This window comes from Xenorhabdus sp. PB30.3 (assembly GCF_963895965.1).
GTDB classification, from domain to species: Bacteria; Pseudomonadota; Gammaproteobacteria; order Enterobacterales; family Enterobacteriaceae; genus Xenorhabdus; species Xenorhabdus stockiae.
The window spans coordinates 24,412-47,765 of record NZ_CAWQMW010000121.1; the positions used below are offsets into that span (position 1 = coordinate 24,412).

The following is a 23,354-nucleotide window of genomic DNA, read 5'->3' on the forward strand; positions in this document are numbered from 1 at the left end:
AGCAAAAGTTTGCTTCAAACGCTCAGATTAATATCAGTGATCAGTACCATCGTAATTAAAGATGGGTAATCCAAGACGATAGCGAATAGCAATTAGGCGGGCAGCGAGTCCAGCAATAAGGGTTATGATAATGACGCTGTTGGGGTGTAGTGGAGTATGCAATAAGGCGATATATAACCAGGCAGCAGCAAAGGAGACTCCAGCGTAAATTTCTTTCTGAAACACCAGCGGGATGGTATTACAAAACATATCGCGCAGCACGCCACCAAAAACGCCGGTAATAACAGCAGCAATGGCGGCAATGATTGGGCTGTAGTCCATATCCAGTGCGATTTGTGCACCAATAATTGAAAAAACAATCAGGCCGATTGCATCCAGAATCAGAAACAAACGACGCAGGTGTTTCATCATTGGAGCAATCCAAATCGTGAAAACAGCAGCACAGGCAACAGTCACGATATACTCCGGGTTTTGAACCCAGCCAAGTGGGTAATGGCCCAGAATCATGTCACGAACGGAGCCACCACCGATGGCTGTTACTGAAGCGATAATAATCACGCCGAAGACATCCATTTTTCGGCGACCTGCGGCTAAAGCACCCGTCATGGCTTCAGCCGTGATACCAATGATATAAAGGACACTGAGTAGCATAAATTTAGTCAGATGAAAGATAATGAAGAAGTAAGAGTAATGCGGAAATAATAACGCCTCGATTGAAAATTTTTAGTTAAATTTACATAAAGTTAGTTTTTATTATCCGAATTCCCGCATATTAAGGTGGAAAAAAATGATTTTCAAGGAACGCCAGATTACATTTGATAACCGTAGCCATCAGATAACTAATATAAATATCTGGACTCCTGATAGCCAGTGGCTGGTTTATGATGTACGTCCTAACGGAGCATCTTTTTCCGGCCTGACGATAGAAAAAATTCATATCAATAACGGCCAGACAGAGATTATTTATCAGGCAAAAGATGGGGCACATGTTGGGGTTGTTACTGTTAGCCCACAAGAGCCGGTACGTTACGCATTTATTCATGGCCCGGAGCACCCGGATAATCACTGGCAATATGATTTTCATCATCGCCGTGGGGTGATTGTTTCCGACAGCGAACCAAACGTTGCGTTCAATATTGATGCACTGGATATCACTCCTCCTTATACAGCCGGAGCCTTGCGAGGTGGTACACATGTGCATGTTTTCAGCCCTGACAGTAGTCGTTTGAGTTTTACCTATAATGACCATGTTATGCATGAGTTAGATCCTGCTCTTGATTTGCGTAATGTTGCTGTGGCTGTTCCACTAAGAGCTGTGATTTCAGCGAAAAAACACCCGAGAGAATACGATGGTCGTTATTTTTCAGTCGTTGTTAGCCAAACCACAACGCATCCACACCCCGGCAGTGATGAGATCAATCGTGCATATGAAGAAGGGTGGGTTGGACAACAGGGATATCTTAAAGAGAATGGGCAATGGCAGCGCTGGGCACTGGCTTTTATTGGTGATACGTGTGATGAAAATGGTGAAAAGATCCCTGAAATTTATCTTGTTGACCTGCCTGAACATGATGAGGATTATGCACTAGAAGGTTGCCAGCCATTAGCCGGAACCAAAACGGCATTACCTGCGCCGCCCGCTGGAGTTAAACAAAAACGATTAACTTTCACCCATCAGAATTGTTATCCGGGAGTAGTCAATGTTCCCCGGCATTGGCTCAGAGCATCACCAGATGGCAGTAAAATTTGTTTTCTGATGAGAGATGGCAATGGTGTTATTCAGTTATGGTATATATCTCCAAATGGAGGCGAGCCGGTACAGATCACAGATAATATTCATGACATACAATCCGCATTTAACTGGGATAGTCGGGGGCGGTTTATTGCTTTTGTTTGCGATAACAGTGTTATGCTTTGTGACAGTCAGAGTGGGCAAACCCAGCGGTTAACAGCTCGTACTGACGTTGCTCCTTGTGCTGATGCAATCGTGTTTTCACCTGATGGCCGATATATTGCATTTATGCGGGATATTAATGGATATCGTCAGCTTTTCATTGTTGAAACAGGGTTGAAATAGGCATCGTTGTACAATAACGATGCCTGAGAAATAGCAGAGATAAGATAATCTTTAGCCTAATCGGTATTGGTAAAATTAGGGTTCATTATTCATCTAGTTTTCTAATATCGATTGTGTGCTGTTTGTGCTTTCTTCCAGTTTTTCAATACGAAGTTTAGGGGATTGCTCCGTTTGATCCTGATTAGAGTGAGCATAATCGTAGGGGAGTAAAAGGGTATCTAAGAAGGCTGATAATGGGAGATCGACTACGATCAGGGGTTTTAGGAACCATCCTGTCTTGTCATCTTTTAACATATTAATATTGGCTTGTGCTCCCGAATAATACCCTTGATTAGGGCCACTGTGAGTCATGATACTGGAGCAGCCTGTTAGCAAAAGCCCCCCAATAATAGTAGAAGGTAATAGAAGCAGTTTATAGTTTTTCATCATTTCCATTCCTTGAGCTCAATGAGTTAATTGCCAATATCCAGAAATTATATTTATACCTAGTATGATTTTTTCATGAATAAGCATAAAAATAACTTTTTAATACTATTTACTATAGTTAGGTAATATTCAGTTTGCTATAGCACTTATTGTTAAATCCAATAATTTTTTTCGATAGACTTCTTTAATTCCCCTCGATAGTTTTATTTTGAAATAAATTTAAAAGTAAATTATTTCATTTGAATTTATACCCTTGTATTTTGTGTTGAGCCGTAGCGGAAAAGTCCGGGCAAATTCTCGTCGGGAGCGAATTTGTCCGGCTAACAAGCGAGCATGCCTATTAATACTGACCGTTACTGAATCTGTAGACTGTTAGTAGATATTATTTTCTAGCGGAGAGGAAGATTGAAAACAGCGTTGAATAATTAAGTATATGTGTTTGATTCATTAAGTGTGCTTTAGATCACACAATATGGGGTAATTGTCTTAATTTCACATAGTAGAGGCAATTTAAAGTGAAAAAAACCTGTCTATTCAGACCATTATCTTTTTTGTTTTCTGGTTAAATATACCGAGTTCAGGGAAAGTGCATAAACAAGGATTGTTTTCCTTTCCTACTGTGTGTGAAGAATTCTTTTGGGATTCTAATAACTACTGTCCTGTTCTCAGGTAAAAAGTCCTCGTTATCATCTTACTCCCTCACTTTAAATGAGGGAGCTTTTTTTATAGCCCGATTAACATTCCACTTCTTGATGGGCAATCTCGATTTCTTCGGACAAAATACGGATACCTTCTTCTATTTTTGCCAGATCAGGCACATAGTTCATGCGCATACATTGATGAGCATGAGGCCAGTTGTGTTCCAGACCGGGGAAGAAATAATGACCCGGTACCATTAATACCTTCCGCTTTTTTAAGCGTTGATAAAGGACTTCAGTTGTAATCGGTAGATTTTTGAACCAGAGCCAGAGGAATATTGCTCCTTCTGGTTTATGGATAAGACAGTATTCTTCTGGCAGATAGCGACGAATGATCTCAATGACTTGCTCTACCCGTTTTTTATAAAATGGCTGGATTACATTTTGGGATAAACGGAACAGATCATTACGGCGGATCATTTCCAGCGTCATGGCAGGCCCGATGCCTCCCGGAGCCAGACTAATCACACCATTCATGTTACTGACTGCCCGAATAATCTTTTCATTAGCAACGATGATCCCACAGCGAGCACCCGGTAGCCCAAGTTTGGACAGGCTCATACATAAGATAATATTCGGGTTCCACAGAGGAGTCGCTTCACTAAAAATAATACCCGGGAATGGCACGCCATAGGCATTATCGATCAGCAGAGGGATTTGATGTTTTTGAGCCAATGCATCCAAACGCAGTAATTCTTCGTCAGTGACAACATTACCCGTTGGGTTGGTTGGACGGGAAACACAGATCAGGCTGATATCTTCAGAAATATTCAGGTGGTCAAAATCAACATGATATTTAAACTGCCCATTAGGCAATAATTCAATATTAGGTTTATTAGCAACAAATAAACCTTCATCCAGACCAGAATCAGAATAGCCAATATATTCAGGCGCAAGCGGAAACAGAACCCGTTTTATTGAACCATTTTCATCACGTCCTGCTAATAAATTAAACAGGTAAAAAAAAGCACTTTGGCTACCATTGGTCAGTGCAATATTCTGTGGATTAATATCCCAACCGAGTTTTTCCTGTAATTCCTGTGCCAGTGCAGCAATTAACGTATTTTTTCCCTGTGGACCATCGTAATTACACAGAGTTTCAGTTAATTGACCATTTAACGCCATATCTGCCAATAGTTGCTGGAAATACTCATCCATTTCAGGAATATGGGCAGGGTTGCCACCACCAAGCATAATCGCTCCGGGTGTTCTCAGACCCTGGTTGAGATCATTCATCAGGCGCGTGATACCTGACTCTTGTGTGAATTTGTTTCCGAATTGAGAGAATTTCATAACGGCTGTTGCGTCTTTGTTTGTATTTTGTAGGAGTATGGTAAGAAGACACCATAACTCGCGTCTTGTTATATTGTCATCTATTTTTACGCTTTGTCTTTCAAGTTATCTTTTTGTTGAGAGAATATGCGCTGATTTTCAGTTTTTCTGTATCGATTATTTCCGACATAAACAGTTTGCGATGTGATCATCCACCAAACCCGCAGCCTGCATAAAAGCATAGCAGGTGGTGCTACCGATAAATTTAAAGCCACGTTTTTTCAGTGCTTTTGAAAGAGCATCAGAAAGATCAGTTTTGGCAGGCACTTTTGCCAATGTTTCCCAATGATTTATTTGTGGAGCACCGTCAACAAATTGCCAGATAAACTCACTGAAATTTTCGCCCTGCTCAGCCATTTTCAGATAGGCACGAGCATTATCAATAATGGCGTTAATTTTTGCACGGTGGCGGACGATGGCAGGATCCTGCATTAATTTCTCGACGTCATTTTCACCCATTTCAGCAACTTTTGCCGGATCAAACTGGTGGAAACATTTTCTGTAACCTTCCCGCTTTTTCAAAATGGTGAACCACGATAAACCCGCCTGTTGTCCTTCAAGACAAATCAATTCAAAAAGCTTTTGGCTATCCTTTAATGGCTTCCCCCACTCATTGTCATGGTAGGCCAGATAATCAGGATCTGAGGTAACCCAGCCGCAGCGAGTTATTTCTTTATTCATGAATTGCACATCTCCGTAGGAATTGGTGAATAATCGCACCAAGTTTAGCTGTATGAATATCCATGTAAAGTGATTCGGATAAGATTTTTTTATGTTGTGACAAAATTGGGGGGTGATCAGTGCTGTATATCTTACGGTCAAAGGGTATACTGACTCCTTTCGTTTAAATTCATATACACTTCGTCTTTCAAGTTGCCTCTTTGTTGGCTGTGTTCGCTCACCCCGGTCACCGTTCTTATAAACATACGGTTATCTATGCTCCTGGGGATGAACTCCCTTGCCGCCGCGATGCACCTTGAAATTCATTGTGTATAAGTATCGCGTGCGGATTCAACATGCAAAAGTTTGATACCAAAACCTTTCAGGGAATTATCCTGACACTACAGGATTACTGGGCGCGTCAAGGCTGCACCATTGTCCAACCATTGGATATGGAAGTCGGCGCAGGAACCTCTCATCCTATTACCTGCCTGCGTGCTTTGGGGCCGGAGCCTATTGCTGCTGCTTATGTGCAGCCCTCACGTCGTCCGACTGATGGGCGCTACGGTGAAAACCCGAACCGTCTTCAGCATTACTACCAATTTCAGGTTATCATCAAACCCTCTCCAGATAATATTCAGGAACTTTATCTTGGTTCACTGAAAGAGCTGGGGCTTGATCCTACCGTTCACGATATCCGCTTTGTTGAAGATAACTGGGAAAACCCGACTCTGGGTGCATGGGGTCTGGGCTGGGAAGTCTGGCTGAACGGCATGGAAGTGACTCAGTTCACTTATTTCCAGCAGGTTGGTGGTCTTGAGTGTAAGCCTGTTACCGGTGAAATCACTTACGGTCTGGAACGTCTCGCCATGTATATTCAGGGTGTAGACAGTGTTTATGATCTGGTGTGGAGTGATGGCCCACTGGGTAAAACGACTTATGGTGATATTTATCATCAGAATGAAGTTGAGCAGTCCACTTACAACTTTGAACACGCAGATGTGGATTTTCTGTTCACCTGTTTCGAACAGTATGAAAAAGAAGCGCAGGAGTTGCTGGCACTGGAAACACCTCTGCCATTGCCTGCTTATGAGCGCATTTTGAAAGCGGGTCATACATTTAACCTGCTGGATGCCCGTAAAGCGATTTCCGTGACTGAACGTCAGCGTTATATCTTGCGTATCCGCACTCTGACCAAAGCAGTTGCTGAAGCTTACTATGCTTCCCGCGAGGCGCTTGGCTTCCCGATGTGTAACAAAAACGGTGTAACAGAAAATTAAGAGGCCATCATGACTCAACAGACTTTCCTTGTGGAAATCGGCACAGAAGAGTTGCCACCAAAGGCGCTGCGTTCACTGGCTGAATCCTTTGCAGCCAATTTTGAAACAGAATTGAACAACGCTAATCTGGGTCATGGTGAAGTTCGCTGGTTTGCTGCTCCGCGTCGTCTGGCGCTGAAGGTGGCTAATCTGGCGGCGGCACAGGCTGATCGTGAAGTAGAAAAACGTGGTCCGGCCATTTCTCAGGCGTTTGATGCTGAAGGAAAACCAACCAAAGCAGCAGAAGGCTGGGCGCGAGGTTGTGGGATCACTGTTGATCAGGCAGAGCGTCTGGTAACCGATAAAGGCGAATGGCTGCTGTATCGGGCACAGGTTAAAGGCTGTGAAGCCAAAGAGTTGCTGGCAGGTATGGTAAGCAGTTCATTGGCTAAACTGCCTATCCCTAAACTGATGCGCTGGGGTGATAAAGAAACTCAGTTCGTCCGTCCTGTTCATACCGTCACTATGCTGCTGGGCAGTGAGGTGATTGAAGGCGAAATTCTGGGTATCAAATCTGATCGTATTATCCGTGGTCATCGTTTTATGGGTGAAGCGGAGTTTACTATTGATAACGCAGAACAGTATCCGGTAATTTTGCAGGAGCGTGGTCGGGTTATTGCAGATTATGAAACGCGTAAGACCCTGATTAAGCGTGATGCAGAACAGGCCGCGGCCCAGCTTGGTGGTGTGGCAGATTTGACCGACAGCCTGCTGGAAGAAGTGACTTCTCTGGTGGAGTGGCCTGTAGTTCTGACGGCAAAATTCGAAGAAAAATTCCTCGAAGTACCGGCGGAAGCACTGGTTTATACCATGAAAGGCGATCAGAAATATTTTCCGGTTTACGATAAATCCGGCAAATTGATGGCGAACTTTATTTTTGTTACCAATATTGAATCTTCTGATCCGCAGCAGATCATCTCAGGTAATGAAAAAGTAGTCCGTCCGCGTCTGGCAGATGCCGAATTCTTTTTTAAGACTGACCGTAAACAGCGTCTGGAGGATAACCTGCCGCGTCTGGAGACTGTTTTGTTCCAGAAGCAGCTGGGTACACTGCGTGATAAAACAGACCGCATTCAGGCTCTGGCTGGCTGGATTGCTGACAAGATCGGGGCGGATGTTACTCATGCAACCCGTGCAGGTTTGCTGTCCAAGTGTGACTTAATGACCAACATGGTCTTTGAATTCACTGATACACAGGGTGTGATGGGTATGCACTATGCCCGTCATGACGGAGAAGCTGAAGATGTGGCGCTGGCGCTGAATGAACAGTATCAGCCACGTTTCTCTGGTGATGAACTGCCATCAACCGGCGTTTCTTGCGCAGTCGCGATTGCCGATAAAATGGATACGCTGGCAGGCATTTTTGGCATCGGTCAGCATCCGAAAGGGGATAAAGACCCATTTGCTTTGCGTCGTGCCGCACTGGGTGTACTGCGTATTATTGTTGAGAAAAAATTACCTCTCGACCTTCAGACTCTGGCAGAAGAAGCTGTTCGTCTGTATGGCGATAAACTGACCAATGCAAAAGTTGTGGATGATGTTGTTGAGTTTATGCTCGGCCGCTTCCGCACCTGGTATCAGGAGCTGGGTTACAGCGTTGATACCATTCAGGCAGTTCTGGCGCGTCGTCCGACACAACCAGCCGATTTTGATGCCCGTATGAAAGCGGTAACGCATTTCCGTACGCTGGATGAGGCTGTTTCTCTGGCAGCGGCCAATAAGCGTGTTTCCAACATTCTGGCGAAATCAGAAGAGAAACTGAGTGATGCAGTTCAGGCTTCGGTATTGAAAGCAGCGGAAGAGATCCAGCTGGCGACCCATCTTGTCGTCCTGAAAGAAAAACTGGCTCCTCTGTTTGCTGAAGGCAATTATCAGGATGCACTGGTCGAACTGGCTTCCCTGCGTGAAGTTGTGGATGCGTTCTTCGATAATGTGATGGTTATGGATGAAGATCTGCAAGTGCGGGTAAATCGTCTGACATTGCTGAGTGAACTGCGTGATCTGTTCCTGCGGGTTGCGGATATTTCACTGCTACAGTAAGCAATATCCGATAAATACAATCGAATTGCCCATCTTAAAGCCTCGCTCTGTGCGGGGCTTTTTACTGCTGAAATATTGAACACCCGAACAAGCTACAGTGCAATATTTGGTTGTATTCTAGTCAAACAACCACTTGTCTTTAAAAAGCTATTGACGATCTGCGATGTAGGCAGTAAGATGCGCTTCGTTTTCGGCGAGTAGCGCAGCTTGGTAGCGCAACTGGTTTGGGACCAGTGGGTCGGAGGTTCGAATCCTCTCTCGCCGACCAGCATTCTGAAACCCCGCTCTTTGAGCGGGGTTTTTTCGTATATGGCAAATGAAAAACAAACTCTACTCTCTGAATTCACAGTCGGGCATTGATCAATCGAATACCATATTCTGAAAAAATACTATCAGCTGAAATCAGCGTTAATCCTTCCATTTGAGATTGTACAATAAGCATTCTGTCAAACGGGTCACCATGATGGCGTGGTAAATCCCCGACATTCTCTGCATGAAGATGTGTTATAGCTAAAGGAATAAAATTATTTCTTTCCATAATCAAATCAAAATCAGCTTTAAATTCCCGTTTGCCTAATGCGCGTTTTATGGATATCTCCCAGGGAGTTACTGCGCTGACAAAGACGCTATTTGTTCCTTTCATGATCATGCTTTTGGCTAAGTTGCCTAAAGATGGATCGTTGGTTACCCACCAAATGAGTACGTGGGTATCCAGCAGAAGTCGTTTCATAAAGATCCTTCAAACATTTTTTGTATGTCATCGTCAGCTTCATAAAATCGTTCATTTATACTGATTTCATTTTCAAAACCACCAGGAGTTCTATCTATTTGGCAGATAGGAACTAATTGAACATAAGGTTTTCCCGCTTTAGCAATAATGACCACTTCACCATCAACTGCTTTATCTGCCAGCTGGCTCAAATGAGTTTTTGCCTCGTGCATATTTGCCTGAATAGTCATGTTCCCCTCCGTTAAATTAGCTAGGTTAGCTAAGTATGAATTATACTCTAATTGCATATAATTTAATCAATAAGTTCCATTTATTGTATGAGTAGTATGAGTAGAAATTTGGTCTTAACTTTTCAATTTAATTGATAATGCTATTAATTCCATCTGAATAGGGTGAATTTAAAGCTTTTCTTTTTCTTTATTCGTTTGAGCCTCTTACCTCGCTTACTTTCCTGATAACTCTTTTTGCTCATTATTTAAGTATCCGGTCACAAATTTAAAATTATAAACCATAGGATGTAATTGCTTATATAAGTGATATTTTTAGTGTTTTTATCGTGTATCGTGCCTCTAGTCATAGTTTTTAACTATTTTTGTTAATATTTTTTTTCATTTATGTTCTTCTGTTGTTTCATATTTTGCTGAGTTTATATTGACGTCAGGCATAACAATTGTTTAATTGATAATCGAAAACAATAACGCAAGCCGGGACAGTGATATTCAGGCAGGAAATTCTGGGCTTGGCGAAGGCACAATAAACACCACAAACGGAGCTTATGTAATGATTCTCTCCAAAAAGAAAAAGCCCGGTTTACTGAAATTGGGTATTGGTCTTGTTTCTTTGGCTGTAGCTGCTGGTGTGCAGGCAAAAACACTGGTCTATTGCTCAGAAGGTTCACCTGAAGGTTTTAACCCGCAGTTATTCACGACTGGTACCACTTTTGATGCCAGTGCCAGACCAATTTATAACCGTCTGGTGGATTTCAAATTAGGTACGACAGAGGTTATTCCCAGTTTGTCTGAACGGTGGGAAATCAGTGATGATGGTAAAACCTATACGTTCCATTTGCGTAAGGGTGTGAAGTGGCATAGCAGTAAAGATTTCAAACCAACGCGTGATTTCAATGCTGATGATGTCATCTTTACCTTTATGAGGCAGAAGGATAAGAATAACCCATATCATCAAGTATCCGGTGGCACCTATGAATACTTTATCGGCATGGATATGGAGACTCTCATCAATAAAGTAGAAAAGGTGGATGACCATACTGTCCGCTTTGTGTTGTCCCGCCCCGAAGCTCCTTTCATAGCCAATCTGGCAATGGATTTCGCCTCAATTCTTTCTAAAGAATATGCGGATGCCATGATGAAAGCGGGTACACCGGAAAAAGTCGACCTGAACCCAATTGGCACAGGGCCATTCCAGTTAGTACAGTACCAGAAAGATTCTCGCATTCTCTATAAAGCATTTAAAGATTATTGGGAAGGACCGGCGAAAATTGATCGTCTGGTCTTCTCCATTACCCCTGATGCTTCTGTGCGTTATGCAAAATTGCAGAAAAATGAATGTCAGGTCATGCCATATCCGAATCCTGCGGATATTGCGAGTATGAAGCAGAACAAAGATATTGTCCTGAAAGAGCAGGCAGGGCTGAATTCTGGTTATCTCTTTTATAACGTCACCAAAAAGCCACTAGATAACCTCAAAGTGCGTCAGGCATTGACGATGGCGGTGAACAAAGATGCCATTATTGAGGCGGTATATCAGGGCGCGGGCCAGAAAGCGAAGAACCTGATCCCACCTACAATGTGGGGTTATAACGATGATATTAAAGACTATGCTTATGATCCGGCTAAGGCTAAAGAGCTGTTGAAAGAAGCTGGCTTTGCGAATGGTTTCGAAACCGATCTTTGGGCAATGCCGGTACAGCGCCCTTATAACCCGAATGCGCGCCGTATGGCAGAAATGATTCAGGCGGATTGGGCCAAAATTGGTGTGAAAGCCAAGATTGTCACCTATGAGTGGGGTGAGTACATAAAACGAGCCGCAGATGGAGAGCCTAAAACTGTCATGCTGGGATGGACAGGGGATAATGGTGATCCTGATAACTTCTTTACCACTCAGTTTAGTTGCACAGCCAAAGAACGGGGTTCTAACTATGCAAAATGGTGCTACCAGCCATTTGAAGACCTTATCGTCGCTGCCCGTGAAATCACTGATATCAATAAGCGCACCGAACTTTATAAACAAGCACAAGTGGTGATGCATGAACAAGCTCCGGCATTGCTGATTGCCCACTCTACGGTTTATGAACCTATTCGTAAGGAAGTGAAAGGCTATGTTGTTGATCCACTTGGCAAGCACCTCTTTTACAACGTAGACCTCGAATAATTCTGTTTTTCATTTGTTATGACTACCATCCCCCGAATTTCTCTGGGGGATGGTTACTCTTCTCTGGTAGGCAAGCAGGTCTGTGTAATACATAAACAGCCTGAGAGCTGTAATTAATAATTAAAAAGAGAATTCAGGATATGCTGCAATTTATCCTCCGGCGTCTGGGGCTAGTGATCCCGACGTTTATTGGTATTACTCTGCTGACTTTCGCTTTTGTGCATATGATCCCCGGTGATCCGGTACTGATTATGGCGGGAGAGCGTGGTATTTCAGCTGAACGTCATGCTGAACTGATGGCAGCAATGGGGCTGGATAAGCCTCTTTGGGAGCAATATCTTCATTACATCAATGGCATACTACATGGTGATTTGGGCTCCTCCCTGAAGAGCCGCATTCCCGTATGGGATGAATTTGTCCCCCGATTTCAGGCCACTCTGGAATTAGGCATCTGTGCCATGTTATTTGCCATTTCTGTTGGTATTCCAGTTGGAGTGCTGGCGGCGGTCAAACGTGGCTCTGTCTTTGATCATACCGCTGTTGGTCTGGCACTGACCGGCTATTCAATGCCCATTTTCTGGTGGGGCATTATGCTTATCATGCTGGTTTCTGTTCATTGGAATCTGACTCCTGTTTCTGGTCGTATAAGCGATAGTGTGTTTCTTGATGATAGTCATCCCCTGACAGGTTTTATGCTGATAGACACCTTGTTTTGGGGAGAAGACGGCGATTTCGCCGATGCTGTGATGCACATGATCCTTCCGGCCGTTGTGCTAGGAACTATCCCGCTGGCGGTCATTGTGCGTATGACCCGCTCTTCCATGCTGGAAGTTTTGGGCGAAGATTATATTCGTACTGCGCGGGCAAAAGGCCTGAGCCGTTTGCGTGTCATTATCATTCATGCGTTACGTAATGCCTTGTTGCCGGTGGTCACGGTGATTGGTCTGCAAGTGGGGGTTATGTTGGCGGGCGCGATTCTGACCGAAACGATTTTTTCATGGCCGGGGCTGGGGCGTTGGTTGATTGATGCACTTCAGCGCCGTGATTATCCTGTAGTACAGGGTGGAGTTTTGCTGGTGGCAACTATGATCATTTTGGTCAACTTTGCGGTTGATCTGCTGTATGGCATCGTCAACCCACGTATCCGGCATAAGAAATAAGGAGCGCATGATGACTCAACTTACTGAACAATCAGCATCAAATGCTGAGCAAACAGTATCAGGTGCGCCAAAAATGATGACGCCGATACAGGAATTCTGGCATTACTTTAAACGTAATAAAGGGGCAGTCATTGGCCTGGCCTATATCATTCTGATGTTATTGATCGCGTTGTTTGCAGGCCTACTGGCGCCACATGGCCCTGCTGAACAGTTCCGCGATTCTCTACTGTTGCCTCCGGTGTGGCAGGACGGAGGAAGCTGGCACTTTATTCTCGGTACTGACGATGTCGGGCGAGATATCCTTTCCCGCCTGATGTATGGTGCACGTCTTTCCCTGTTGGTGGGGTGTCTGGTTGTTGTGATGTCGCTGGTGATGGGGATTATTCTGGGTCTGTTATCCGGTTATTTTGGCGGTGCGGTTGACGCAGCCATTATGCGGATAGTCGATATTATGCTGGCCTTGCCCAGCCTGCTGTTGGCACTGGTGCTGGTGGCTATCTTCGGCCCGTCTATTGTGAACGCTTCTCTGGCTCTGACATTTGTTGCCCTGCCCCACTATATCCGTCTGACAAGGGCGGCAGTGCTGGTGGAAGTCAACCGTGACTATGTGACTGCGTCTCAGGTTGCCGGAGCAGGAGCAGTACGTCAGATGTTTGTCAATATTTTGCCTAACTGCCTTGCTCCTCTGATTGTGCAGGCATCATTGGGATTTTCGAATGCCATTCTCGATATGGCCGCTTTGGGTTTTCTGGGGATGGGGGCACAGCCGCCTACACCAGAATGGGGAACCATGTTGTCAGATGTATTGCAATTCGCTCAGAGTGCCTGGTGGGTAGTTACTTTTCCGGGGCTGGCGATCCTGTTGACAGTACTGGCATTTAACCTGATGGGAGACGGGCTGCGTGACGCGCTCGATCCTAAGCTCAAGCAGTAGGGGTATGGAATGGCATTGTTGAATATAGACCAATTATCGGTGCACTTCGGAGATGAAGATGCACCATTCCGCGCCGTTGATCGTATCAGCTACAGCGTTGAGCAGGGGCAGGTTGTCGGTATTGTCGGAGAGTCAGGTTCGGGTAAGTCTGTCAGTTCACTGGCGATTATGGGGCTGATAGATTATCCGGGCAAAGTGATGGCCGGAAAACTGGAGTTTGATGGCTGTGATCTGACAAAAATTTCTGAAAAAGAACGACGCCAGTTGATTGGTGCGGAAGTTTCGATGATTTTTCAGGATCCGATGACCAGCCTGAATCCCTGCTATACCGTAGGCTATCAGATCATGGAAGCGTTGAAAGTCCATCAGGGTGGCAGCCGCAAGACCCGTTATCAGCGGGCGATTGATTTGCTCACTCTGGTGGGTATTCCAGACCCCGCTTCCCGTTTAGATGTTTATCCGCATCAGTTATCGGGCGGAATGAGCCAGCGTGTGATGATTGCGATGGCAATTGCCTGTCGGCCAAAACTACTGATTGCGGATGAACCGACAACAGCACTGGACGTCACTATTCAGGCTCAAATCATTGAATTGTTGCTTGAGTTACAGCAGCAGGAGAATATGGCGCTGATCCTGATCACTCATGATTTGGCGCTGGTTGCCGAAGCCGCACAGCATATTATTGTGATGTACGCAGGTCAGGTAGTGGAAGCCGGGAAGGCAACTGAAATATTCAAAGCACCCCGTCATCCTTATACGCAGGCATTATTGCGGGCATTACCGGAATTTGCGGTAGACAAGGCTCGTCTGGCCTCGTTGCCGGGTGTTGTTCCGGGTAAATATGATCGTCCTGTCGGGTGTTTACTTAATCCGCGCTGCCCTTATGCCACTGAACGTTGCTATCAGGTAGAGCCTGCATTGCAATTGGTTGGAGAACGTCAGGTTAAATGCCATATGCCGCTGGATGATAAGGGGAGGCCGACGATATGAATATTCAAGAAACGGTGATGCACAAACAGGCTGTTCACAACGCGAGTGGGCAGGAAAAAACTTCCGTTCCTTTGCTGAAAGCGACTGAGTTAAAAAAATATTATCCGGTTAAAACGGGGATATTTTCACCTGAGCGGATGGTGAAAGCATTAGATGGCGTCTCATTTGAACTGGAAAAAGGCAAAACGCTAGCTGTTGTCGGCGAATCTGGCTGTGGAAAATCCACGTTAGGGCGCTTGCTGACTATGATAGAAAAGCCGACAGAAGGGGAACTGTATTATCTGGGGCAGGATTTATTGCTGCCAGATAAAGAAGCCGAAAAACTGCGACGCCAGAAAATCCAGATTGTATTCCAGAACCCTTATGCATCACTGAATCCGCGAAAAAAAGTGGGGCAGATTCTGGAAGAGCCTTTACTTATCAATACAACACTGACATCAGAAGAGCGCAGAGAAAAAGTTCTGCAAATGATGGAGAAAGTAGGGCTAAAACCTGAACATTACCAGCGTTACCCTCATATGTTTTCTGGGGGGCAGCGCCAGCGTATTGCCATTGCCCGTGGATTAATGCTGAATCCTGATGTCGTTATTGCAGACGAACCTGTTTCCGCGCTGGATGTTTCGGTACGGGCGCAAGTTCTGAATCTGATGATGGATTTGCAACAAGAACTGGGTCTGTCATACGTATTTATTTCTCATGACCTCTCTGTCGTTGAACATATTGCGGATGAAGTGATGGTCATGTATTTGGGGCGCTGTGTTGAAAAGGGCGACAAACATACGATTTTCAATAACCCGAGTCACCCTTACACTCAGGCACTGTTGTCTGCAACACCGCGTTTAAATCCTGAACTCCGTCGTGAACGCATCAAATTAACAGGAGAACTGCCCAGCCCGATGAATCCGCCTCCGGGCTGTGCTTTTGCAGCCCGTTGCCGCCATGCTTTTGGCCCATGTACTCAGCTCCAACCTAAACTAAAGCAATACGGCGAGCGGCTTGTTGCTTGCTTTGCAGTAGAGCAGAATCAAAACCCACCGGCGTAATTGCCACGGGCCGTAGCATTAACGTCAGTGGGCGTACATAGAATGACTACGCAGTAGCTGATTTCATCCTTTAGTCTCTAATACCCCGCCAATTACGGCGGGGTTTTCATCTATACACAATGGATTTCAAGATGAATCGCGGCGGCAAGGAAACTCATCCCCGGGAGCATAGCTAACTATGTGACCGGGGTGAGTGAGCGCAGCCAACAAAGAGGCAACTTTAAAGACGAAGTGTATAAACGAGACGATAAGAATAAAAATCAAGTATACTCAGCCGCATTAATAAGGCGTTATAGCCCGTCTTTGGTTAATTACTGGTTTGGATAAAATGAAATCGCGTGTCAAACGTTCGTTAACTATTAAACAGATGGCGGCAGTGACTGGAGTTACTTTGGTCACTCTTGCTATTTTCATTACTATCCAATTATCGCATTTGTTGCAGCAGCGAAAAGATGATTATATTAACCAACTCCATAATGCGGCTGCTCAGATTCAAACTCCCCTGACAGATGCTTTATTGAGGTCTGATCTCAATACAGCGAAAACATTACTGATTGGGCTGAAAACATCGGGTATTTTAGGGCGGGCTGAACTGATATCCAGAGATGACTCCCGGATTATGAGTCTGGATTTCGCAACCCATCGGCCTATACCAGAACTGGCAAAGCGAGTTTTCGGCATCCCTGTAGAAATCAATATTCCTTTATATGTCTATGGTATTTCATCGAAAGACTTGGCGTCACAGGGGCATCTTATCCTACAGGTTGATTCCAATCGTGTGTATCGCTTTGCATTAAATACACTTGCGTTAATGTTGACCACTTACTTATTGCTCGCGCTTATTATTACGGTGTCAGTAAGTTGGTGTGTAAATCGTATCATCATACATCCGTTGCGTGACATCGCGAGAGAACTGAATGAAGAACATCCGCCAGCTTCCATGACCTGCCCCAAAGGTCATCAGGATGATGAACTGGGTCTGCTGGTAAAAGGTTATAATCGCCAAATAAGTAAGCAAAAGTCTCGATGAAATGAAACCTTACAAGGTGAATAAAGGTCTAACAGTTTGCGATCTTTATTGGTTCAGACAAGGATAAAATTAAACAGGTAGGGGTAAGTGAGAATGCAATGCAAAAAAATCGGATATCTTATTGGTGGCACCATTCTGGCTACAACTTACTTTGCTCAGGCAGAGACTTTACAGCCTGATCCTGCCTGGCAACAGGGAAAACTGGAAAATGGGTTCAGCTGGCAAATCCTGCAAACCCCACAACGGCCGAACGACCGAATACAGTTGCGCTTAATGGTGAAAACCGGATCTCTGGCGGAGAAAAGCTATCAGCAGGGTTATACTTACCTCATACCCAAAATTGTTCTTTCTTCCAGTAAAGATTTATCCTCACAAAAACTGGAAAACCTGTGGCACAACGCAGTTGATAGCAAAAATCCTTTCCCGCCAGCCGTAGTTTCCTATGATTTCACCCTTTATAGCCTTAGCTTACCGAATAATAGGCCTGAATTATTGCAGGATGCACTGATCTGGCTATCCGATATTGCTGGCGGTGCTGTGTTCACACCTCAAACGTTAACGCCGGCGATGAAAACATCGGAGCATCTGGTATCAACTCTGCCATCAGACATACATGATCCTGCATGGCGTATACGATTACAGGGCTCAACTCTGATTGGTCATGATCCCGGAGCGAATGTATCAATCCCTGTCGATGTCAAAAAAGTCGAAGCATTTTATCGGCAGTGGTATACGCCGGATGCAATGACTTTATATATTGCGGGCAATGTGGATAGCCGGATATTACCAGAGCGTCTTAATCAGGTATTTTCATCATTAGAAGGTAAACGTCAGACCCCTGTTGCGGTTCCTATCCTGCTGCCATTAAAAACAGAAACACTGGGAGTAGAAAGTGAGAAGGCCATACAGGATAGGCTTTCTTTAGCCTGGAACCTGAACTGGCAGCCGATTAATGATTCTCAGACACTATTTCAGCACTGGTCTAATGAACTTGCCCGTGAGGCTCTTTACCATTATTTGCAACTGAAGCTGGAAGAAAATCAAAATAACGCCAAACTGGATTTGGATTGTCGGGTTGTGTATCAACGGGCAAACTGCTACTTAAATCTGAACGCCTCATCAGGCAAACTGACAGATTCCACACTTTATCTGGCTTCTGCCTTGGCATCACTACGTGAAAGCGGTTTACCACAAGAGCAGTTTGATGAACTGTACAAGCAGAAGCGCATTCAACTTCAGCATCTTTTCGCCGTATATGCTCGCACAGACACAGACGTACTCATTAACCAGCGCCTGATTTCCCAACAGAACAATGTGATCGATATTGCTCCTGAGCAATACAGCAGACTGAGACAGATATTTTTATCCTCCCTCACACCGCAAGTGTTAAACAAAAAACTGCAAGAGATGTTATCTCAGGAAACTTCATTTATTTTGGTGCAGCCAAAAGGGGAAGCGGTTATTGATGTGAATCAGCTCAGGGACAGCTTTAACCAGATTATGCGCCCAGGGCCATTGCCGGAAGAACCGAAGACAACTGAAGCGATAATAAAAGCAGACTAACCTTATCCCAATCAAGGAGAATTATATGATTAGTCTTTATACTGACAGTTCCCCTAACGGATTTAAGATAACGATTGCTCTGGAAGAGCTTGAGCTTCCATATGTAGTAAACCATATTCATATTGAGAAAGGTGAAAACTTACTACCAGAGTTTTTACAGCTTAATCCTCATGGTCGTATTCCCGTTTTGTCTGACAGCGAGACAAATACGACTATTTTTGAATCTGCGGCAATTCTTCTTTATTTAGCGGATAAAACAAATAAATTACTTCCTTCTGAGCATAATGCCCGTTGGCAGGCGATCCAGTGGCTGATTTTTCATGCATCCAGTGTTGGCCCAATTATAGGTCAGAGAGTTAATTTTGAAATTTTTGATGAGGGAAAAAACAAAGAAGCCACTGAGCGCTATAAAAAACTGACAGAGCGGGCTTTTTCAACCATGGATAGTCATTTAGCCAATAATTTATACTTTGGTGGAAAAGAATATTCAATTGCTGATATCGCAAATTTTGGCTGGACGCATATCGCACGTATTATCAACTTTGATTTTGACCATTATAAAAACTTAAGCGAATGGCATAACCGAATTGCAGCCAGACCAGCAGTGCAACGTGGAATTTTAATCCCAGAACCTGCGACAGGTCCCTAAAAATAAAACCTTTCGGAAAAATATGCAGTAAAGGATTTTAGTCTTTTCAGGAAAAGAGAAAGCTCCTACATCGCTTTAGCGGTAGGAGATATGATTTTCCATATTATGACATTGATAATAATTGATTTTATTAGGATTGATTAATTGCTAATCGTGAACTACTCCTTATTTTTCTTTAAAGAATAAATTGATGTCATGAAATATTTTGTCTCTACTTATATTCGGATGCCATTTTCATATTATTTGCATACTCCCATAATTTTTGGCATGCATCGTCTTCTTTTTCAAATGACTCTATTCCACACTGACTACCTCTTTCAGCATAGTATACTAGCCAATAACCATTCTTATAAGTAAGACAGATTCTATGATCGGGGGTTCCTCCTTCTAATGAATAGTATGACGATGAAATTTTGTTTTCTTTTAAAAGTTTTTTGAGTTCTTCTTTGTTCATTTATATATCTGATTAATAAACTGATACAGTTTTTTCTCTAAGGGAAAAGGTTTTCACTAATAAAAAATGAAGTAAAAGGGTAGAGGGATATCTCCTCCTTGAATTTGATAGATTATTTATTTTACTATTTTTGGTTAAACTCAAAGTGTTCACCCATAAAAGCGATAACTTTAGATAGATCCAACTTTAAAAACCCTAGAACCTCAATAAACCATGATAGATGCTCACCTATTTCGGGGATATCTTTTTCTTTTATTGATAAAAAGCAGATGGCTAAACGTGCCATTACAAGTGGTTTATCTTTAAAGTTTCTAATCCCATCACAACTATCAACATAATTCCACCAAAATGATAACGCAGCCTCTCTCTCAGTTTCTGTTTTACAGTTCTTTAAATATTCACGCGTAATTTGAATAGGATCATTTTCACAATCCTTAAAAGTTATATTTAACATATCCGTTACTCTTAGTAAGAAGTCCAAATATAACTGAACACATGACTTACGATCTTCAGGCCATTTAATTAAACCAATACTCACTGTCATCCAGATGTTACTCCAAAATATTTCAATATGCGCACCATGCCAAGGCATTCAATTTTATATTATTAATGCTAAATTTTCTCATTGATTAAAATAAAAAGGGCGATATATTCGCCCTAATCGCTGATTTCTCTTTTCAAGAAATACGTTATTTCTTCGCGGCGGCTCGCACTTCTGTTACGCTTTTTCCGCCAACTCCCCAGTTATCCGTTTCTACTTCATCAATGATGACAAAAGTGGTGGCCGGGTTTTTGCCAAGTACATCCACCAGCAGTTGGGTTGCACCTTCAATCAGTTGTTTTTTCTGTTCAGCAGTTGCCCCTTCGCGGGTGATTTTGATGTTTACGAATGGCATATATGACTCCTTTTAGTTTTTTATAAAGTGCTTCTGGTGAAGCAGTCTCGTTTTGTCACTCTTTTTTCTCTGCGGTGGCTATCCACGCAGCACAGAATAGGGTCAGTCGGGCAAAAAAATAGAAAAATGCCATCAGGCCAATAACAGAACCAAAAGCAGCACCAGAAGGTGAGCTGGCAAGGCGTGGTAGCATCATTGTCATAATCGACTTAATGATCTCAAACCCGATAGCAGCCATTAAGGTTCCCTGAAACAGCGCTTTCCGTTCGGGCTGATGGCGTGGCAGGATCCACAATATCCACAGGAATAACAGATAATTGGCTGAAATGGAAATGAACATGCCAATGGATGTCCATGCTGGGCGAAGCCATTCTATATTCTCTAAGCCAAGGGCATGAACTATGCTTGCCTGCGCAGATCCTGCAATGGAATTCAGGGAAAGTGTAATGACTAAGGCAAATAGCAAGCCAAACAGGGAGAAAACGTCACGGATATATTGAAAGTAGATTTTCTCTTTATCTTCATGAGTGCGTTCCCAGACCTCGCGGGACTGAGCACGGATTGCTTCACGCAGATTGCCGACCCAGTTCACGCCGGAATAGAGCGCAATTGCCAGACCTGTTAATCCAACGGTTGTTCTTTGCCTTATGGCGGTATCCACGCTGTTTTTCAGCGTATTTGCCAGTGATGGATCATTGATACTATTGGCAATTCCATTGATGAGTCTTGTCAGCAAGTCGGGGTTGGAAGCCAGCACAAAACCCGCGATGGCAAAAGAGAGCATCAGTATCGGAATCAGTGACAGAAAGGAAAAATAGGTAATAGCCGCACCAAACTGGCTGCCCATTCTGTCGTTGAAACGCTGTGCTGCCCGGATCAAGTGGGCAATGAATGGGATATGACGGATATAGTTGCCAAGGCGGATCGTCACTGAAAGTGCTTTTTTCCCACCATCCAGCCCCTTCTGTAATGGTGTGCTGATAGTATCCTTATTGATATTTTCCCTTTTTTTTAAGTCAGTGGGCATTACATCCTCTTAATTCTGGTCTTGCCTGATATGACCTTAATGTAGCCCATTATGTCTGCTAAGGAAAACAGCATGATAATGATGTGGCTTCCTTGTCTCCGTGATAGCGATTCAGAAGCTATGGGTATAACAGTAGCCAGTTATTCATTATTTGAATAACTCTGTATTAAAAAAATGATTTCAATTCTTTTCATTAATGAACAAGAATCACTGTGTACTAAATGTTGTCACACTTATAGGGAAGATTGGACAAGCATAAGACATGAATAACGTGCTCTAAAGTTAACTGGAGGTAATATAAAGTATGTCTTCTATTTCAATATCAGCTGTTATTTTTGCATGTGGGGCAGTTTTTGCTGGTGCAGTAGTTCCATTGCAAGCAGGGGCTAATGCTGTATTGGGTCGCGGTTTAGGATACCCGTTATGGGGCACAATAATATCACTTATAGTGAGTTTATTAGCTGTTATTCCTATTTTGCTAATAATGAGAGTACCTGCACCGAACATGACTCAGGTAGTTAACTTACCAATATGGTCCTGGATTGGCGGTATTGCCGGAGTTATTTATATTACGGCTGCTATTATTTTAATCCCTCAATTAGGTTCAACAAATTTTATTATTTGCGTTATCGCCGGACAGATTATTACATCTGTTTTAATAGATAATTTTGGCTTGATGGGTTTAGAACTCAGGCCAATAAATTTAGGGAAGATTTTAGGTATAGTATTAATCCTGATTGGCATCCTAACGGTTCAATATTTCACAACAGACAATAACAATATTTAGAATTTACGTGTGAAAAATTAAAGCAATCATAAGCCAACGTTAAAACTGTTATGTGGGTTTCTGAGAGCGGGCAAGCCATTAAGATACATGGATAAATATGAGTGAAGTAATTATCATGAAGACTTCACTTTAGTGATTATCTGAAATATTCATGATTGTTTGCCTTAACCAGCAATGAGCCGCATCTATCTCCTGCCGTTTATGCCATATCATTTTAAAATTGAAAGGTGCAATATCAAACGGCGGGGAAAATATGCGAAGATTAGTATCATTTTTAGTATTTATCAAACTGCGATGAGCTACGGTAAGAATTAAATTTGTTCCGGAAATAATATCATTAGCTATTCCCCAATGAGGCAATTGTACGCTAATTTCTCTATGCAGCCCCTCTTTTAATAAAACACGATCGATATCGTCTTCAATGCCTGCTTGCATAGCAACAGATACATGGGGGCGTGCTAACCAGGAATTTTTATCCAGATATCCGTTATCCGGGATTGTTGATGCATCCGCCAGACAAGAAAAACTTTCTGTAAATAAAGTATGTGAACACACATTCTCAGGTATTTTTTGCGGGAAAACACCGAGAGCGAGATCAATTTCGCTATCAACAATATCGAGCAGCATTGCTTCCCTACTGGCCTGATTAATATTAAATTTAACTTTAGGTGCAATAGAGTGACAAGTTCTAATTAAAGAGGGTAATAGAATACGTGCGCCATAGTCTGACATGGATAGGCGAAATGTTCTGTTAGCCTGTGTTGGATCGAATAATGGCGGTTCAATTAATGTACTCACTTGCCCTAAAATTTCACGAAGCGGTATGAGTAATTCCTGAGCCCGAGTAGTGAGTTCAAGTTTTCCGGCTCGGCGAATTAATAAAGGATCATCAAACAGGTTACGTAAATTAGCAAGAGCATGGCTTATCGCGGGTTGACTCTTATGTAATCTATTGGCTGTGCGAGTAATATGCTTTTCGGCTAATAATACGTGTAAAGTCACTAATAGATTAAGGTCAATGTTTCGTAATTTATTCATATTTTTTATAGAGAAATATTTTTTATAATTTACATTAAAATTCATTGTATTTATAGGTTTTCTTTAAAATAATTGAAATACAGATCACAAAATCTATTTTTTCCTCGTTT

Annotated in this window: 23 protein-coding genes and 1 tRNA gene; 13 read left to right on the forward strand and 11 right to left on the reverse strand. The window is 43.2% G+C overall.

What is annotated here, in order from left to right:
- Window positions 1–33 precede the first annotated feature (33 nt).
- On the reverse strand, window positions 34–651 hold the full coding sequence (locus AACX38_RS08985; protein ID WP_228864082.1) for a trimeric intracellular cation channel family protein: 618 nt from the start codon (window positions 649–651) through the stop codon (window positions 34–36).
- Between the two features lie 136 nt (window positions 652–787).
- Between AACX38_RS08985 and AACX38_RS08990 the strand changes: the two genes are divergently transcribed.
- The gene (locus AACX38_RS08990; protein ID WP_228864083.1) at window positions 788–2,077 is read left to right on the forward strand and encodes a DUF3748 domain-containing protein; all 1,290 of its coding nucleotides are present in this window, start codon (window positions 788–790) and stop codon (window positions 2,075–2,077) included.
- A 93-nt stretch (window positions 2,078–2,170) separates the two neighbouring features.
- Here the strand turns inward: AACX38_RS08990 and AACX38_RS08995 are convergent, their stop codons facing one another.
- The 3 genes from AACX38_RS08995 to AACX38_RS09005 form a co-directional block, all read right to left on the reverse strand.
- Entirely contained in the window at window positions 2,171–2,503 is a 333-nt protein-coding gene (locus AACX38_RS08995; protein ID WP_228864084.1) for a YceK/YidQ family lipoprotein, read from the reverse strand.
- 734 nt (window positions 2,504–3,237) lie between these two features.
- Window positions 3,238–4,494: a valine--pyruvate transaminase gene (locus AACX38_RS09000; RefSeq protein ID WP_099120328.1), complete on the reverse strand. Its 1,257-nt coding sequence runs from the start codon at window positions 4,492–4,494 to the stop codon at window positions 3,238–3,240.
- Window positions 4,495–4,650: 156 nt separating this feature from the next.
- Complete coding sequence (locus AACX38_RS09005) at window positions 4,651–5,214, reverse strand: DNA-3-methyladenine glycosylase I (protein ID WP_228864085.1); 564 nt, start codon at window positions 5,212–5,214, stop codon at window positions 4,651–4,653.
- Between the two features lie 335 nt (window positions 5,215–5,549).
- Between AACX38_RS09005 and glyQ the strand changes: the two genes are divergently transcribed.
- The 3 genes from glyQ to AACX38_RS09020 all read left to right on the forward strand — a co-directional run bounded on the left by glyQ (window position 5,550) and on the right by AACX38_RS09020 (window position 8,820).
- On the forward strand, window positions 5,550–6,473 hold the full coding sequence (gene glyQ / locus AACX38_RS09010; protein ID WP_228864086.1) for a glycine--tRNA ligase subunit alpha: 924 nt from the start codon (window positions 5,550–5,552) through the stop codon (window positions 6,471–6,473).
- A 9-nt stretch (window positions 6,474–6,482) separates the two neighbouring features.
- On the forward strand, window positions 6,483–8,552 hold the full coding sequence (glyS, locus tag AACX38_RS09015; protein ID WP_228864087.1) for a glycine--tRNA ligase subunit beta: 2,070 nt from the start codon (window positions 6,483–6,485) through the stop codon (window positions 8,550–8,552).
- Window positions 8,553–8,743: 191 nt separating this feature from the next.
- Window positions 8,744–8,820, forward strand: a tRNA-Pro gene (locus tag AACX38_RS09020).
- 75 nt (window positions 8,821–8,895) lie between these two features.
- On the opposite strand, the gene AACX38_RS09025 is transcribed toward AACX38_RS09020, so the two are convergent.
- Window positions 8,896–9,282, reverse strand: a complete 387-nt coding sequence (locus AACX38_RS09025) for a type II toxin-antitoxin system VapC family toxin (RefSeq protein WP_228864088.1) — start codon at window positions 9,280–9,282, stop codon at window positions 8,896–8,898.
- Complete coding sequence (locus AACX38_RS09030; RefSeq protein ID WP_193757114.1) at window positions 9,279–9,512, reverse strand: type II toxin-antitoxin system Phd/YefM family antitoxin; 234 nt, start codon at window positions 9,510–9,512, stop codon at window positions 9,279–9,281. Before AACX38_RS09030 ends, AACX38_RS09025 begins: the two co-directional genes overlap by 4 nt.
- Before the next feature lie 550 nt (window positions 9,513–10,062).
- On the opposite strand from AACX38_RS09030, the gene dppA reads away from it, so the two are divergent.
- From dppA to AACX38_RS09070, 8 genes are all read left to right on the forward strand, one after another.
- Complete coding sequence (gene dppA, locus AACX38_RS09035) at window positions 10,063–11,673, forward strand: dipeptide ABC transporter periplasmic-binding protein DppA (RefSeq protein ID WP_228864089.1); 1,611 nt, start codon at window positions 10,063–10,065, stop codon at window positions 11,671–11,673.
- Window positions 11,674–11,813: 140 nt separating this feature from the next.
- Window positions 11,814–12,833, forward strand: coding sequence for a dipeptide ABC transporter permease DppB (dppB, locus tag AACX38_RS09040; protein WP_228864090.1), 1,020 nt, complete (start codon window positions 11,814–11,816; stop codon window positions 12,831–12,833).
- A 10-nt stretch (window positions 12,834–12,843) separates the two neighbouring features.
- On the forward strand, window positions 12,844–13,767 hold the full coding sequence (gene dppC, locus AACX38_RS09045) for a dipeptide ABC transporter permease DppC (RefSeq protein ID WP_228864091.1): 924 nt from the start codon (window positions 12,844–12,846) through the stop codon (window positions 13,765–13,767).
- A 9-nt stretch (window positions 13,768–13,776) separates the two neighbouring features.
- Window positions 13,777–14,757, forward strand: coding sequence for a dipeptide ABC transporter ATP-binding protein (gene dppD, locus AACX38_RS09050; protein ID WP_099120320.1), 981 nt, complete (start codon window positions 13,777–13,779; stop codon window positions 14,755–14,757).
- A gap of 17 nt (window positions 14,758–14,774) precedes the next feature.
- Window positions 14,775–15,800: a dipeptide ABC transporter ATP-binding subunit DppF gene (gene dppF / locus AACX38_RS09055; protein ID WP_228864100.1), complete on the forward strand. Its 1,026-nt coding sequence runs from the start codon at window positions 14,775–14,777 to the stop codon at window positions 15,798–15,800.
- Between the two features lie 328 nt (window positions 15,801–16,128).
- Window positions 16,129–16,830 (forward strand): HAMP domain-containing protein, encoded by a 702-nt coding sequence (locus tag AACX38_RS09060; protein WP_228864092.1) that lies wholly within the window; start codon window positions 16,129–16,131, stop codon window positions 16,828–16,830.
- 93 nt (window positions 16,831–16,923) lie between these two features.
- Window positions 16,924–18,393 (forward strand): insulinase family protein, encoded by a 1,470-nt coding sequence (locus AACX38_RS09065; protein WP_228864093.1) that lies wholly within the window; start codon window positions 16,924–16,926, stop codon window positions 18,391–18,393.
- Window positions 18,394–18,418: 25 nt separating this feature from the next.
- Window positions 18,419–19,042 (forward strand): glutathione S-transferase family protein, encoded by a 624-nt coding sequence (locus AACX38_RS09070; RefSeq protein ID WP_228864094.1) that lies wholly within the window; start codon window positions 18,419–18,421, stop codon window positions 19,040–19,042.
- A gap of 211 nt (window positions 19,043–19,253) precedes the next feature.
- On the opposite strand, the gene AACX38_RS09075 is transcribed toward AACX38_RS09070, so the two are convergent.
- The 4 genes from AACX38_RS09075 to yhjD all read right to left on the reverse strand — a co-directional run bounded on the left by AACX38_RS09075 (window position 19,254) and on the right by yhjD (window position 21,419).
- On the reverse strand, window positions 19,254–19,496 hold the full coding sequence (locus AACX38_RS09075) for a hypothetical protein (RefSeq protein WP_228864095.1): 243 nt from the start codon (window positions 19,494–19,496) through the stop codon (window positions 19,254–19,256).
- Between the two features lie 124 nt (window positions 19,497–19,620).
- Window positions 19,621–20,040 (reverse strand): hypothetical protein, encoded by a 420-nt coding sequence (locus AACX38_RS09080; protein WP_228864096.1) that lies wholly within the window; start codon window positions 20,038–20,040, stop codon window positions 19,621–19,623.
- Between the two features lie 145 nt (window positions 20,041–20,185).
- Window positions 20,186–20,392 (reverse strand): 2-hydroxymuconate tautomerase family protein, encoded by a 207-nt coding sequence (locus tag AACX38_RS09085; protein WP_099109478.1) that lies wholly within the window; start codon window positions 20,390–20,392, stop codon window positions 20,186–20,188.
- A 55-nt stretch (window positions 20,393–20,447) separates the two neighbouring features.
- The gene (gene yhjD / locus AACX38_RS09090; RefSeq protein ID WP_228864097.1) at window positions 20,448–21,419 is read right to left on the reverse strand and encodes an inner membrane protein YhjD; all 972 of its coding nucleotides are present in this window, start codon (window positions 21,417–21,419) and stop codon (window positions 20,448–20,450) included.
- A 304-nt stretch (window positions 21,420–21,723) separates the two neighbouring features.
- Here yhjD and AACX38_RS09095 point away from each other — a divergent pair, with 304 nt between their 5' ends.
- Window positions 21,724–22,206 carry a DMT family transporter gene (locus tag AACX38_RS09095; RefSeq protein WP_228864098.1) on the forward strand — a complete coding sequence of 161 codons (483 nt, stop codon included), beginning with the start codon at window positions 21,724–21,726 and terminating at the stop codon, window positions 22,204–22,206.
- A gap of 129 nt (window positions 22,207–22,335) precedes the next feature.
- Here AACX38_RS09095 and AACX38_RS09100 read toward each other — a convergent pair whose 3' ends face one another.
- Entirely contained in the window at window positions 22,336–23,289 is a 954-nt protein-coding gene (locus tag AACX38_RS09100) for a LysR family transcriptional regulator (protein ID WP_228864099.1), read from the reverse strand.
- Window positions 23,290–23,354 lie beyond the last annotated feature (65 nt).